Below are 13,914 nucleotides of genomic sequence, written 5' to 3' on the forward strand. Positions count from 1 at the left end.
GGGGAACCCCGGCTCTGTGCGACGGCCGATGACCAGTCGGCTCACTTATTACTGCGTCACGCGGGCCGGAAGTGTCACACCTGGCGGCGCGGCCCGTTCAACGGACACCAAAAGCGCAGGTCAGGGTTTGTTTCCCTGGGACTTCCCGGAACCTGGCGCCTGCTCGGCACCTTGGCCCTTCTTGCCGCCCTTGCCCTGATTGCCGCCCTCGCCCTTACCGGGGTGGGCGCCGCTGTTGCCGTTGCTCCCGCCGTTGCCGTTGCCGTTGCCGTTGCCGTTGCCGTTGCTCCCGCCGTTGCCGCTGCCGCTGTTGCCGTTGCTCCCGCCGTTCCCGTTCCCGTTGCCGTTCCCGTTGCTCGTCTCGGAGCCCTTGCCGCTGCCGCCGCCCGCGGGGGCGCCCGCATCGGCGCCCTTCCCGGGCGGGCGCCCGGTACCGGCGCCGTCCCCGTCCGACGCCAGCGCGTCCGCGCAGTACGGACCGACGTGGGCGGGGCCGCCCGCCGCGTCCTCGAGGAGGCGTTCGCGCCGGCGGTTCAGGTTCTTGCCGTCCTGTAAGGCCCGGCAAGCCGACGCCGTCTGATTCCCGCCGCGGCCGGCATGTGCCCCCGGGTCCCCGAGGTCGTATCCGGGACCGGCCGACGTCCCCGGCCGGTCCTCGCCGGCGTCCCGCCGGGCCTCCGTCCCGTGCTCGCCCGTGCCGCCCTCCGGATGCCGCCCCTCGGGCGTGACCGCGCCACCGTCCGGAGGGAGGGGCGGCAGGGGGCGTTCGGGATGCGTGGGAGAGGCGGAGGCCGCCGGGTCGGTCCCGGATCCGCCGGACGGTGTGGGCAGCACGCCGGCTCCGGCCAGGACCGCGGCGCCACCGAGCAGGCCGGCGGCCAGCGCCGCGGCCGTCCCGTACCGCAGGCGACGCGGGCCGCGCGCTCCGTCCGCCGTTCCGGAACGATCACCGCGCGGGGCGCCGATACGGATCAGGCTCCCGCCGGAGTCCGCCGTTCCGGCACGGTGACCGGCGGCGCCGAGCGGCGCGGCCCGCCCTTCGCGTTCGTCCCGCAGCTCGCGGAAGGCGGCCAGCGCGGCCGCCTCCCCGGAGAGTCCGCCCTCGGCGGAGGGAGGTGGGGCGGCGAGCGCGTGCAGCGTGGCGGCAAGCCGTTCGGCCTGGTCACGGGTGGCGGGGTCGGCAGCTTCGGGTGGCTCTCCGCTCAGCAGCCGCTCCGCCGTCCCGCGGTCCAGCCACCTGTACTGCTCGTCGGCCATCACATGTCCTTCTGCGTCCGCGTTCGCATCTGCGTCACACTCGCGGACGTCACCGTACGACGGCGTGGTTCTCTCTGGGGCGGCAGCGCGTCGAGCACCCCGGACGATTCCGGATGACCTTCCGGATCGTCGGCGAGCAGCTCCGCCAGCCGTTTCAGGCCACGGTGCGCGGCCGTCCGTACGGCACCGGGACGCTTGCCCAGGGTGTCGGCCGCGGTCTTGGCGTCGAGGCCCACCACCACGCGGAGCACGACGGCCTCGGCCTGGTCCTGGGGCAGGCGGGAGATCAGGGAGAACGCGCCGTCGGTGGCCAGCGCCTCCATCGCCTCCCCTGCGGTGTCCGACTCGGCGGCCCGCCCGGTGAGTTCGGTCTCGTCGCCGCCGATGGACGGACGGCGGCCCCGCATGCGTATGTGGTCCAGTGACCGGTTGCGGGCGATACGGGCGGCCCAGCCGCGGAACCGGTCCGCGTCACCGGTGAACCGTTCCAGGTCACGGGCGATCTGGAGCCAGGCCTCGGAGGTCACGTCCTCCGCGTCGGGCTCGCCGACCAGTGTCCTGACGTACCCCAGCAGCCGCGGGTGCACCGCGCGGTACACAGTCCGGAACGCGGTCTCGTCCCCGTCCTGTGCCGCACACACCGCGGCGGTCAGCTCCGCGTCGTCCCCCAGCACCGCGCGCGCCCTTCTGCGCCTCAGCCGGCGCCGCGTTCGCGGACCGGGTACTCGCCGTCGTGGTTCCTCGAATTGGTGAATGCGGTCTTGGGCCACGGACGGTTGGTGGTCATCTGTCCCCCCGCGACCTGGCGCGAAAGGCACGTTACGGCCTGAATCCTCTCCCCGTCCATGTTCGTCCAAGATGCAATTAACCCGTGACACGAGATGGTGTGACAGAAAACGCACTCACGGCGCTGTAGAGGGTACGGGCCGCCGCGCGGCCCGTACCGCGCGACGGCCGGGGCCTCTCCTGTGGGGGGTGGCGGCCCCGGCCGTTGCCTCGGCGGCGACCTCCTGAGCACGGATGTCACTGGCCTCGGGTAGCACTGTGCTCGGGTAACAGCGGTCACACGGTGTTCGTTACGGTTTCGCCGCGCCCGGCTCCGCGGGCCGCCCCGCACTCCCGCCCCGGCCGTCGGTCCCGCCCCGGCCTTCGCTCTCGCCGGTGACGGCACCCGGGGCCCGGTCCGGATTCCCGCCCTGGTCGCTCTCCCGGCCCCGGCCCGCGACGTCGGGGGCGGCGGGGCCGCCCGCACCGCCGGAGGGACCGTTCCCCGCCCCGCCCGCCGGACCGGCGCTCGCCGGACCCCCCGCGTCCCGGCCCCGTTCCCCGGCGCAGTGGGCGCGGACGCGCGCAGCGCCGCCCGCGGCCTCCGTGAGCCGTTTCAGGGCCGACGGGTCCGGTGTCCTGCCACGCCCCTCGGCCTGTTCGAGGGCGCGGCAGTCCGCCCCGGAGTCCCGGGCGGTTCCAGGCCGGTCCAGGTCCGGGCTGCCGGAACCGGGGCCGGGGACGGGGGCGGTGGATCCCGGGGTGGCCGGGACGGTGGTGCGCGACGGCGTGCGGGTGGGTCCGGTGTCGCGGGGGCCGTCCTCGGACACGCCCGCCGCGCCGATCCCGGCGACCGCGACACCGCTCAGGGTGACACCGGCGACGAGGACGGAGAGGGTCGCCTTCAGCGAGTGGCTGCCGACGCGCCGCCGGCGCACCCGCCAGTCGTCGCGGCGCCGGGTGCGCGCGCCGCTCGTGCCTGAGTGCCGGGCCGTCAGAAACGCGGTGACGGCCCGCTGCTCGGCGCCGGGGTCCAGTCCGTCACGGATCAGCGCGGCGGCGAGCAGTGCCTCCAGGCCGACGGGGACGGTGCCCCGGCCGCTCCGCGCGGACGGCACACCCTCATGGTGCACCGCGGTCGGCACGCTCTCGGCGGGGTGCGCACGCCGGCGGCCCGCCGGCCCACCGCCGCTCTGCCGTTCACCCATGTCCGTTCCCGTCCCTGTTCGATCCCGTCCGGTCCGCCCGGCCGCTCCGTTCGGCTTCCGCCCGGCCGTCGGGTCCGGCCGTTCCGACCGCCCACGCGGTCCGGTCGTCCGGTGGCGCGGCACGGACCAACGGATACGTGGCGCGTATCCGGCCTGTTCACCGCCCTGCACGTGGCCGCCGCCGGTGCGGACGGCCCCGGGCGGACGTCGCCGTGCCGCCCACCGCGTCCGCCGTGCCGGCCGATACTCACGTCGACTCACCCAGCGTCCGCGGCGGCTCATCCGTCACACCGTCGGCTCCGAGCTGCCGGGCCAGCCGCTTCAGACCCCGGTGTGCGGCCGTCCGCACCGCACCCGGCCGCTTGCCGAGGACCCTGGCGGCGGCGGGGCCGTCGAGGCCGACGACCACGCGCAGCAGCACGGCCTCGGCCTGGTCCCGCGGCAGCCCGCCGACCAGTTCGAGGGCGTGCGCGGTGGAGAGGGACTCCATGGCCTGGTCGTGGGTGTTCTGCTGTCCGGGCAGGTCGAGTACGTCCTGCTCCAGGGCCGACGGCCGGGGCCGCACCCGCTGCCGCCGCAGATGGTCCAGCGCCCGGTGCCGGGCGATCGTCGCCGTCCAGCCCCGGAAGCCGGCCCCGTCACCCTTGAACCGGCCCAGGTCACGGGCGATCTCCAGCCAGGCGTCCGACATGACGTCCTCGGCGTCGTCCCCGACCAGCCCGCGCACATAGGCGAGCAGCCCCGGCTGCACGAGCCGGTAGGCCACGGCGAAGGCCGCCTCGTCACCCTCCTGGGCCCGCCCGACGGCCGCGCCCAGCTCCCCGTCGTACGCCCCTGTGCGGCGGTATTCACCTCCGTGGCCCAAGAACCGTCCTCGTCCGTACCGAGCGCGTAGCGCACCACTGTGGCTTGGCGTGAGCACGTCCGAATGCGCCCACGCCCCACGGTGATCAGCGTCCGGAGCGACGAATACGTCACAGCTCGCCAGACGCCTCGCACGGCACGTCCTGGCCGGTGAGGAGCGGTCAGGGGCTGTCAGGGGACTGCGGGCCCGCCCAGGTACGTGCCGTCGCGCCCGTAGGGCCAGGCGTTGGCGACACAGCCGTCGAGGCCCTTGATCTGCTGCATCATCGCGGGCGCCGGACGGCCGGGCCCCGGGCAGCCCTCGTGGCCGTGTCCGATGCGGTGGCCGACCTCGTGGTTGACGATCAGCGCCCGGTACTCGCCGATCGGCCCGTCGAACTGCGGTGACCCCCGTACCCACCGTTTGAGGTTGACCACCACGTCCGTGCCCACGCTGCAGTTGACCTCACCGCGGGTCAGCAGCCCGGCGGCACCGCAGATCCGGTCCGTGGTGCCGGGTGTCGCGATCTTCACCACGAAGTCGTACGACCCGGAGCTCACCAGCTGGAAGGAGTTCACCCCGTCCCTGGTCCAGCCCCGGCGGTCGGCGAGCACCGCCGAGACCTCGGCGGCGGCCTCGCTCGCCGGGACATCGATACCGTCCTCGACCAGCACCTTGTAGCGCCGGACGCGGCTGCCCGTACCGACGGCCGACCCGTCGGCCCGTGCGGTGGTGAAGGTGCCGGGGCCGGTGTCCGGGATCGCGGTCTCCGTGGCGGGGGAAGAGGCGGAGGCGGACGGGCTCGTGGTGGGGGAGGGCGGCGGCGGGGAGGAGGGGGGCCGGGCGCTGTCGGCGACGCGCGGGTCCCGTTCCGGGCCGGTACCGCCGGTGCCGCCGGCGGGCTCCTCCAGCATGTCCCCGACGGCCACGGGCCGGTCGCCCCCGGCGGCCGCGTCCCTGTCCTGGCAGTGCGCGACGGCCGCGCCCAGGGCGACCACCACGGCGGCGGAGGCCAGCCCGGCCGGTACGGTGCGGCTCCAGCGCGGCCGGGCGGATCCACGCCCCCGCCGTCCTCCTCGCCGCCTCCCCCGCGCGCGCCGGTCCCCACGTCCGCCACGATGCCCCACGACGGAAATCCCCTCGTATCGCTCTGTCCGTTCACTGAACGGAGGACCGGCTCCCGGCCGGCCCCTGCTGACAGAGGGGGCGACGATCATGATCGTCACGGGACGGAGACGTGTCGATCACCACACGGCGGGCCCAGCACCTCCGTACAACCTTTCGATCCCTCGCACGTCCGCGAGGTGCGGCCCCGGCGTTCTCCGGCGTTCTCCGGCGTTCTCCGGCTTTCCCCGGCTTTCCCCGGCTTTCCCCGGCGGAACTCCGCGACGCCGTCCGGGGCGCGACGGGCTACGGGCGCTGCCTCCCGCCGGACGCGTCCGTGCTGTTCGTCGCCGTCCCCGCAGTCGTCACACCCCGGGGAGCCCTGTGAAGAACCGTTTCGTCACCCCATGCGCAGCGACCCCCGCGAGCCGCCCCGGCCGTCACGGCGGCCGCGGCGGGACACCGCGGCGCGGAGCACCCGCCGGCCTTCCGTCGACACCTCCAGCGCGCCGCGCAGCCCTGCCGGACCATGCGCGGCCAGGAGCTCCAGGACGGTGGTCTGACGGCGCAGTTCGGCGGCGAGGAGCGGAGACAGATCCTCCGCGGCCCCCTCCCGGCACCGTCCGGCCAGGCCGTCGTCCTCGGCGGCGGGACCATCCAGCAGCCGGTGGATCCGCAGCGCGGCGAGGGAGCAGGAGTCGGCCCACGCTCCGAGACCGGCGGCGGACCGCTCCGCGGGGGCGGCGGCGAGCATCCGGTGCGCGAGCGCCACGGACTCCTCCGCCTCCTCCTGCGCGCCGCCGGCCACCATGTCCAGCTTGCCGCGCGCCTGTTCGAGCCGTTCGGCCCAGTCACCGGCGGCCGCGTCCTCCGCGAGGCTCCCCCAGAGCGGCCGCAGCACCTCGTCGTCGCCGCCCAGCAAGGGCACGCACCGATCCAGACAAGCCAGGCCGCTCACGGCCAGCCCGCGCCCGTCGGCCTGTGCGATCAGTTCCACCAGGCTCATCCACGCCCCCCTTGCGGGTCGTCACAGGCCCCCCGATGAGGCCCTGTACGGGCCTCGTCCCCTGCGGAGCCCGCATTTCCCCTTACTGCGTGCGACGGGCCGGGAGTGTCACTCGGGCACCACTCCGAGCCGGTCGAGGAGACGGAAGAAGAGCTTTTCGGCCTGAGGCCGCCCCCGCTCGAGCGAAGCCGAGAGTGGGGGAGAGCCGGGGGCGGCGGACAGCACCTCGGTCAGGTCCGCGGCGGACACCGCGTGCCCCGCCTCCTCGGCCCAGAAGACGGCGCGTTCGGCGGCGTCGGCGGGTTCCAGGAAGTAGTCGTCGACCGTGAGCCCCTCCCGCTGTCCGTCGAGGTACCCGGCCATCGCGGCCCGCGCCAGGCAGGTCGTCCACGCCCCGCTCTCGGGCGAGGCAGCCTCCACCACCACGCAGTCGCTGCCCATGACATAACCGAACAGCGCGGGCGATCCGGTCTCCCGGGCCAGGTCGTTCATGTTGCCGATGTCGCCCTCGCCGCCCGGGTACTCCCACACCTGCCAGCCGTCCGGTGCCGAGGTGCGCAAGGTCAGTCCCCCGGCCGCACCGGCCAGCGCGTCCAGTTCGGCGAGCGGCCGCTCCGCACGGCCCACGACGAAGTACCCCCAGTAACCCATGTGCTGGTGTCCCCCCGGTGCGTAGGTTCTGACCAGCAGAACACCACCACAGTCGCACGGGGGTTCGCAGGCAATTCCGGCAATCCGCCACCGGGCGCGGAGGCGCACGGACGGCGCGGACGGGCGGGCGCGGGTCAGCCCAGTTCGTCCGCCAGGTTCCGGAACTCCGTCCACGACAGGGCGGGTGTGTCCGGGTCCCACAGTTTCTGCACGGTCGCCCGCAGGGGCATGCGGAGGCCCGCCGCGACCTGGTCCTGGGTCTGGGAGCGGGGCAGATCGCCCCAGACGGCGAAGGACCCGCCGAGGATCTGGTCGTCGTACCGCTCCGGGACCGGGGTGGTGCCGCGCAGCACCAGCGGCGTCCACTGCTCGTAGATCCGCTTCCCCGTCGGGTAGACGAAGGTCTGCGGCTCGCCGAGGACGTAGTAGAGGAACTCGTCGTTGTAGTTGATGACCTCGCGACCCTCGGTCAGGTATTCGACCGGTTGCCGGGCGCCGATCTCCTTGCCGGTCCAGTAGGCCACCCGGATGTCCTTCGCGGCCCGCACCGAACCGTCCCGGAAGAAGCCGTCGTTCCAGGCGCGGGGCGTGCGGCCGTGGGCGCGCACCGTGTCGGCCCGGTCGTTCGTCCAGCCGGTCGTCAGGTCCTCGACGGTCGCGCCCGAGCCGAACCTCTTCCGCGCGGCGGCGGCCAGTTCGGGGAAGGACGCCTCGGGATCGGAGACCACGAGGGCCTGGTACTCGTCGGCGCCCAGGTGCCACTGCCCGCCGGGGAAGAGTCCGGCGTACTCGTCCAGCAGATCGTCGACGATCTCGGCGGACTCCGGCTCGGAGATGTCGATCGCGCCGCGCACGGGGTCGCCGCCCGCGTCGCGCAGCTGGAGGTCGGGGTGGGCGGCGATGACCGCGCCGAGGTGTCCGGGCGAGTCGATCTCGGGGACGACGGTGATGTGCCGGGCGGCCGCGAGGTCGACGATCCTCCTGACCTGCGCCTTGGTCAGGTGCTGCGCGGAGACGATCTCCGGATGGGAGTCGGACTCGATGCGGAAGCCCTGGTCGTCGGAGAAGTGCAGGCCGAACTCGTTGTACTTCAGGTCGCCGAGTTCCCGTATCCGGTCCTCGATCCAGCCGGCGCTGTAGTGCTTGCGCGCGATGTCCAGCATCAGGCCGCGCCGCTGCTTGGCCGGTTCGTCGCGCACCACGCCCTCGGGGGCGCTGCCGGCCCCCTTGATCTCCTGCTTGAGGGTGCGGGTGCCGTAGAACACGCCCGCCTCGGCCGGCGCGGTCACGGTCACCCGTCCGCCCCGGACGGTCATCGTGTACGACTCCGGGTTCGCGCCGGCGTCGCGGTTCAGCTCCAGGCGCAGGTCCCCGGCCCGCTCGTCGTCCTTCTCCCCCGCGTACGCCAGCCCCAGTTCGCCTGCTATCAGCCGGCCCTCGTCGGCCAGGCCCGGACCGTCCACGACCACCCGGTACCCCTTCGCCGGACGCCAGCCCGGCCCGCGCTCCGCCGTGTGCCCGCGGACGGCGGGTATCGTGCGCGGCGCCTTCGACAGGGGGTAGGAGCGGGTGGGGCTCGGACTCGGGCTCCGCGTGGCGGACGACTCCGCGGAGTCCGCGGACGACCCGCCGCCCGACGTCGCCCACAGACCGGCCGCCACACCGGACCCTGCCACCAGTACGCCCGCCGCGACGGCCGCGGCCAGCACCCGGTGTTCCCGCATCGCTCCCGCCACGGTGCGGCGCCCGCGCCGCCCGTGTTCCGTCCGCCTCTGCTGCCTGTGCCGACTCACTCAGCCAACGTACGACCCATCCGGGTGAGGGGCGTCCACAAGCCGATCCCAAACTCTGCCGTCCGGGTGAATCCGGGGTACCGATCGGACACGTCTCGCACGCACTCGGTAACGTGACGGCACAACTCTCACAGCATCTTCCACCGACACTCACGCGACGCCCACGAGGACCCACGCTGCCTGCGCACCGTCTCCCAGACCTCCCCGGCCGAGTCGCCATACCCGCGCAGTCCCGCGGCGTGCCCGGCCCTCCGTCCCCGCTGGAGCGGTTCAACACCGCCCCCGCCCAGGACGCCGAGCACGCCCTGCTGGCCTGTCTGCACAGCCTCCGCTGGGCGCTGCGCATCGCCGGCCACCGCCCCTACCCCGATCTGGCGTCCCTGCTGGCGGCCGCGGACGAGGCGGCGTACGACCTCTCCGCCGGGGAACTCGCGCAGGCCCTGGCCGCGGAGTCCCTGCCCGCCCTCCCGGAGGACACCTACACGGCGGCCCACACGGCCCTGAACGCGGCGCACGCGGCCTACGAGGCCAAATTCGGACACGTATTCGTCATCGCCCTGGCCGGCATTCCCGAGGAAGAGGCCCTGGACCGGGTCCTGACGGACATCCGGTCACGATTGGCGAACGATCCGGAGGACGAACGCGTCGTGGCCGCCGAGCAGCTCCGCCACCTGGCGAGAGGCCGTCTGGAGAACCTCCTCGGGGGCGCGGGGAACCGCGTGAACGATCCACGCGGCGCCACACCGGGCAAATGACCGCATATGCCCCCGCCCCGGTGGCCGAGGGGAACCGCCCCGCACTCCTTCGAGTGCAAGTTTGATCACACCGGCAGGCCCCCTGTAAGCACCACAGGCACTCGTCGCTACCATGCTGGGGGCCGGTGGACCGTACCCGGCCGGGCCCGACCGACAAGGAAAGCCGGCGCGGCCCCGATCCCCGCTCCCGGAGGAAATTTCCGTGCCGGCTGGAACGCTGTACCGCGGCCGGGAAGGAATGTGGTCCTGGGTGGCTCATCGAGTCACCGGCGTCCTCATCTTCTTCTTCCTGTTCGTTCACGTGCTGGACACCGCTCTCGTGCGGGTGTCCCCCGAGGCCTACGACACCGTCGTGGCCACGTACAAGACGCCGATCGTCGCGCTGCTGGAGTACGGCCTCGTGGCCGCCATCCTCTTCCACGCGCTCAACGGCCTGCGTGTCATCGCCGTCGACTTCTGGATCAAGGGCGCCCGCTACCAGAAGCAGATGCTCTGGACCGTCGTCGCCATCTGGGTCGTGCTGATGCTCGGGGCGATCTACCCCGTCCTCGGCCACGCCGCTCGTGAACTGTTCGGGAGCTGACGCCCATGTCCACGACTGAAACCAACGCCTCGGGCATCGGCCCCGTCGAGGGCGCCTCCCTCTACTCCGTCGACAACCCGGCACCGGTCATCGAGCCGCCGCGCAAGCGGACCAAGAAGACCCCGAAGACCACCCGGGGCAACTTCGAGCTGGCCGCCTGGCTGTTCATGCGCCTGTCCGGCGTCGTCCTGGTCGTCCTCGTCATCGGCCACCTGCTGATCCAGCTGGTGCTGGACGGCGGTGTCTCGAAGATCGGCTTCGCCTTCGTGGCCGGCCGCTGGGCCTCGCCGTTCTGGCAGGTCTGGGACCTGCTGATGCTGTGGCTGGCGATGCTGCACGGCGCCAACGGCCTGCGCACGGTCATCAACGACTACGCGGAGCGGCCGAACACCCGGCTGTGGCTCAAGGGCCTGCTCTACACCGCCACGGTGTTCACCATCCTGCTGGGCACGCTGGTGATCTTCACCTTCGACCCGAACATCCGCTAGGCACGGGGCTGCGAGAGATATGAAGATCCACAAGTACGACACCGTCATCGTCGGCGCCGGCGGCGCGGGCATGCGCGCGGCCATCGAGTCGACGAAGCGCAGCCGCACCGCCGTCCTGACGAAGCTCTACCCCACCCGCTCCCACACCGGCGCCGCGCAGGGCGGTATGGCCGCCGCGCTGGCCAACGTGGAGGAGGACAACTGGGAGTGGCACACCTTCGACACCGTCAAGGGCGGTGACTACCTGGTCGACCAGGACGCCGCCGAGATCCTGGCGAAGGAGGCCATCGACTCGGTCCTCGACCTGGAGAAGATGGGCCTGCCCTTCAACCGGACGCCGAACGGCACCATCGACCAGCGCCGCTTCGGCGGTCACAGCCGCAACCACGGCGAGGCCCCGGTCCGCCGTTCCTGCTACGCGGCCGACCGCACCGGTCACATGATCCTCCAGACGCTCTATCAGAACTGTGTCAAGGAGGGCGTGGAGTTCTACAACGAGTTCTACGTCCTGGACCAGCTGATCACCGAGGTCGACGGCGTCAAGAAGTCGGCCGGTGTCGTGGCGTACGAGCTGGCGACCGGCGAGATCCACGTCTTCCAGGCGAAGTCCGTGATCTACGCGTCCGGCGGCACCGGCAAGTTCTTCAAGGTGACGTCCAACGCGCACACGCTGACCGGTGACGGCCAGGCCGCCGTGTACCGGCGCGGGCTGCCGCTGGAGGACATGGAGTTCTTCCAGTTCCACCCGACCGGCATCTGGCGCATGGGCATCCTGCTCACCGAGGGCGCCCGCGGTGAGGGCGGCATCCTGCGCAACAAGGACGGCGAGCGCTTCATGGAGAAGTACGCGCCGGTCATGAAGGACCTCGCCTCGCGTGACGTCGTCTCGCGCTCCATCTACACGGAGATCCGCGAGGGCCGCGGCTGCGGTCCCGAGGGCGACCACGTCTACCTGGACCTCACCCACCTCCCGCCGGAGCAGCTGGACGCCAAGCTGCCCGACATCACGGAGTTCGCGCGCACCTACCTCGGCATCGAGCCCTACACGGACCCGATCCCGATCCAGCCCACCGCGCACTACGCGATGGGCGGCATCCCGACCAACGTCCAGGGCGAGGTGCTGGCGGACAACACCACCGTCGTGCCGGGTCTGTACGCGGCCGGCGAGGTCGCCTGCGTGTCGGTGCACGGCGCCAACCGCCTGGGCACCAACTCGCTGCTGGACATCAACGTGTTCGGCAAGCGGGCCGGTATCGCGGCGGCGGACTACTCGCAGACGGCCGAGTTCGTCGAACTGCCGGAGAACCCGGAGTCCCTCGTCGTCGAGCAGATCGAACGGCTGCGCTCCTCCACCGGCACCGAGCGGGTGGCCGAGCTCCGCCGCGAACTGCAGGAGACCATGGACGCCAACGTCATGGTGTTCCGCACCGAGCAGACGATCAAGACGGCGGTGGAGAAGCTCGCCGAGCTGCGCGCGCGCTACCGGAACGTCGCCATCCAGGACAAGGGCAAGCGGTTCAACACCGACCTGCTGGAGGCCGTCGAGCTGGGCAACCTGCTCGACCTGGCCGAGGTCATGGCCGTCTCGGCACTGGCCCGCAAGGAGTCCCGCGGCGGTCACTACCGCGAGGACTACCCCAACCGCGACGACATCAACTTCATGCGCCACACGATGGCGTACCGCGAGGTCGGCGCCGACGGCTCCGAGACCGTCCGCCTGGACTACAAGCCGGTCGTCCAGACCCGCTACCAGCCGATGGAGCGTAAGTACTGATGGCTACCCCCGTTCTCGACAAGTCGGACGCGGCCGGTTCCCCCGAGCCCGGTTTCGCCGACTCCCCGTACATCACCGTCACGTTCCGGATCCGCCGGTTCAACCCGGAGGTCTCGGCCGAGGCCGTCTGGGAAGACTTCGAGCTGGAGATCGACCCCAAGGAGCGTGTCCTCGACGCGCTGCACAAGATCAAGTGGGACCTGGACGGCACGCTGACCTTCCGCCGTTCCTGCGCCCACGGCATCTGCGGCTCCGACGCCATGCGGATCAACGGCAAGAACCGCCTGGCGTGCAAGACGCTGATCAAGGACATCAACCCCGAGAAGCCGATCACGGTCGAGGCCATCAAGGGCCTCACGGTCCTCAAGGACCTGGTCGTGGACATGGAGCCGTTCTTCCAGGCGTACCGGGACGTGATGCCGTTCCTGATCACGAAGGACACCAACGAGCCGACGCGTGAGCGGCTGCAGTCCGCCGAGGACCGCGAGCGCTTCGACGACACGACCAAGTGCATCCTGTGCGCCGCGTGCACGTCCTCGTGCCCGGTGTTCTGGAACGACGGGCAGTACTTCGGCCCGGCGGCCATCGTCAACGCGCACCGCTTCATCTTCGACTCGCGTGACGAGGCCGGCGAGCAGCGCCTGGAGATCCTGAACGACCGCGACGGCGTCTGGCGCTGCCGCACGACCTTCAACTGCACGGACGCCTGCCCGCGCGGCATCGAGGTCACCAAGGCGATCGCGGAAGTGAAGCGTGCGCTGATCACGCGCCGCTACTGACGTACGCCGTTCGCCGACGCCCACGAGGGCCCCGTTTCCGCTGGAGACGGGGCCCTCTGGCATATGCCACACGTTGGGGGTGAACGTGGCCGCAAGGGACGGGAGGGCATCCTCCGCCCTACGATGATGGTCTCGACACCAGCCCCTAGGAGGCACGCGATGTCCGCAGCATCCGTCGAGCGGCCCCACGGCGAGCGTCCGCTGACCGCAGAGGCGAACCGTCTCATGGACCGCAATCCGGGCTACCGCGTCGAGATCATCGGAGGCCAGCTCCTCGTGACCCCGCCACCGGATGGCCCTCACGCCCGAGCCCTGACCAAACTCATGCGTCCGTTCATCATGGCGGGCCTTGACGACGGCGAGACCGAAGTACTCCAAGGCGTCGGTCTCTGGCTGCCCACCGACACCGAGGACTACTCCATCCCGGACCTCGCGGTGGTGGACGCCGACCTCGACGAGCACCTCATCGAGAACAACTCCTACGACCCGGTCTGCTTCCGCCTCGTCCTGGAAGTCACCTCCAGCAACTGGAGGAACGACCTGAAGACCAAGGTCGCCGCCTACGCCGAGGCGAAGGTCCCCGTCTACGTCGTCGTCGACCGCAAGCACCAGCGCATCCACGTCCTGACCGACCCGGTCGGGAGCGAGTACGCCACCCACCGCTTCCACTCCCCCGGCCAGTCGGTCACCCTCCCCGACTCCATCGGCGCCAAGGTCACCCTGGACGTGGCCGGGATCCTCGCGGCCGGGCAGCCCCGCACCGCCGACTGAGCCGCACACCGGACATGGCCGGTCCGGCGGACACCTGTACCGCCGGGGCGACGGCGTACGTACGATCCGCGCGACGGCTGGAGCCGCACCGCGCCCAGCTGCGACGCAGGCACCCGCACCGCGCCGGAGGGCGCCC

Annotated in this window: 14 protein-coding genes; 6 read left to right on the forward strand and 8 right to left on the reverse strand. The window is 72.2% G+C overall.

Translation table 11 applies throughout. The features are described from left to right. Positions 1 to 120: 120 nt before the first annotated feature. From HTV45_RS12360 to HTV45_RS12395, 8 genes are all read right to left on the reverse strand, one after another. Positions 121 to 1,257: a hypothetical protein gene (locus tag HTV45_RS12360; protein WP_215205748.1), complete on the reverse strand. Its 1,137-nt coding sequence runs from the start codon at positions 1,255 to 1,257 to the stop codon at positions 121 to 123. Continuing rightward, positions 1,257 to 1,931 carry an RNA polymerase sigma factor gene (locus HTV45_RS12365; protein WP_215205749.1) on the reverse strand — a complete coding sequence of 225 codons (675 nt, stop codon included), beginning with the start codon at positions 1,929 to 1,931 and terminating at the stop codon, positions 1,257 to 1,259. The genes HTV45_RS12360 and HTV45_RS12365 overlap by 1 nt, the downstream gene beginning before the upstream one ends. 402 nt (positions 1,932 to 2,333) lie before the next feature. Continuing rightward, positions 2,334 to 3,230, reverse strand: a complete 897-nt coding sequence (locus HTV45_RS12370; protein ID WP_215205750.1) for a hypothetical protein — start codon at positions 3,228 to 3,230, stop codon at positions 2,334 to 2,336. A 247-nt stretch (positions 3,231 to 3,477) separates the two neighbouring features. Continuing rightward, complete coding sequence (locus tag HTV45_RS12375) at positions 3,478 to 4,095, reverse strand: RNA polymerase sigma factor (RefSeq protein WP_215205751.1); 618 nt, start codon at positions 4,093 to 4,095, stop codon at positions 3,478 to 3,480. Between the two features lie 170 nt (positions 4,096 to 4,265). Further along, complete coding sequence (locus HTV45_RS12380) at positions 4,266 to 5,090, reverse strand: DUF3152 domain-containing protein (RefSeq protein WP_251691995.1); 825 nt, start codon at positions 5,088 to 5,090, stop codon at positions 4,266 to 4,268. A gap of 488 nt (positions 5,091 to 5,578) precedes the next feature. Beyond that, positions 5,579 to 6,184 (reverse strand): hypothetical protein, encoded by a 606-nt coding sequence (locus HTV45_RS12385; RefSeq protein ID WP_215205753.1) that lies wholly within the window; start codon positions 6,182 to 6,184, stop codon positions 5,579 to 5,581. Between the two features lie 108 nt (positions 6,185 to 6,292). After that, on the reverse strand, positions 6,293 to 6,835 hold the full coding sequence (locus HTV45_RS12390) for a hypothetical protein (RefSeq protein ID WP_215205754.1): 543 nt from the start codon (positions 6,833 to 6,835) through the stop codon (positions 6,293 to 6,295). 134 nt (positions 6,836 to 6,969) lie between these two features. Beyond that, positions 6,970 to 8,559: a glycoside hydrolase family 20 protein gene (locus HTV45_RS12395; protein ID WP_215205859.1), complete on the reverse strand. Its 1,590-nt coding sequence runs from the start codon at positions 8,557 to 8,559 to the stop codon at positions 6,970 to 6,972. Between the two features lie 287 nt (positions 8,560 to 8,846). Here HTV45_RS12395 and HTV45_RS12400 point away from each other — a divergent pair, with 287 nt between their 5' ends. From HTV45_RS12400 to HTV45_RS12425, 6 genes are all read left to right on the forward strand, one after another. Continuing rightward, the gene (locus HTV45_RS12400) at positions 8,847 to 9,383 is read left to right on the forward strand and encodes a 2-oxo-4-hydroxy-4-carboxy-5-ureidoimidazoline decarboxylase (RefSeq protein ID WP_308309519.1); all 537 of its coding nucleotides are present in this window, start codon (positions 8,847 to 8,849) and stop codon (positions 9,381 to 9,383) included. A 202-nt stretch (positions 9,384 to 9,585) separates the two neighbouring features. After that, complete coding sequence (sdhC, locus tag HTV45_RS12405; protein ID WP_159535433.1) at positions 9,586 to 9,966, forward strand: succinate dehydrogenase, cytochrome b556 subunit; 381 nt, start codon at positions 9,586 to 9,588, stop codon at positions 9,964 to 9,966. Positions 9,967 to 9,971: 5 nt separating this feature from the next. After that, entirely contained in the window at positions 9,972 to 10,454 is a 483-nt protein-coding gene (locus HTV45_RS12410; protein WP_215205755.1) for a succinate dehydrogenase hydrophobic membrane anchor subunit, read from the forward strand. A gap of 19 nt (positions 10,455 to 10,473) precedes the next feature. Beyond that, positions 10,474 to 12,228 carry a succinate dehydrogenase flavoprotein subunit gene (gene sdhA, locus HTV45_RS12415; protein WP_215205756.1) on the forward strand — a complete coding sequence of 585 codons (1,755 nt, stop codon included), beginning with the start codon at positions 10,474 to 10,476 and terminating at the stop codon, positions 12,226 to 12,228. Then, positions 12,228 to 13,007: a succinate dehydrogenase iron-sulfur subunit gene (locus tag HTV45_RS12420; protein ID WP_215205757.1), complete on the forward strand. Its 780-nt coding sequence runs from the start codon at positions 12,228 to 12,230 to the stop codon at positions 13,005 to 13,007. The genes sdhA and HTV45_RS12420 overlap by 1 nt, the downstream gene beginning before the upstream one ends. A gap of 159 nt (positions 13,008 to 13,166) precedes the next feature. After that, positions 13,167 to 13,778 (forward strand): Uma2 family endonuclease, encoded by a 612-nt coding sequence (locus tag HTV45_RS12425; RefSeq protein ID WP_215205758.1) that lies wholly within the window; start codon positions 13,167 to 13,169, stop codon positions 13,776 to 13,778. The last annotated feature ends 136 nt before the right edge of the window (positions 13,779 to 13,914 follow it).

The organism is Streptomyces sp. CHD11, from assembly GCF_018638295.1.
Classification (GTDB): Bacteria; Actinomycetota; Actinomycetes; order Streptomycetales; family Streptomycetaceae; genus Streptomyces.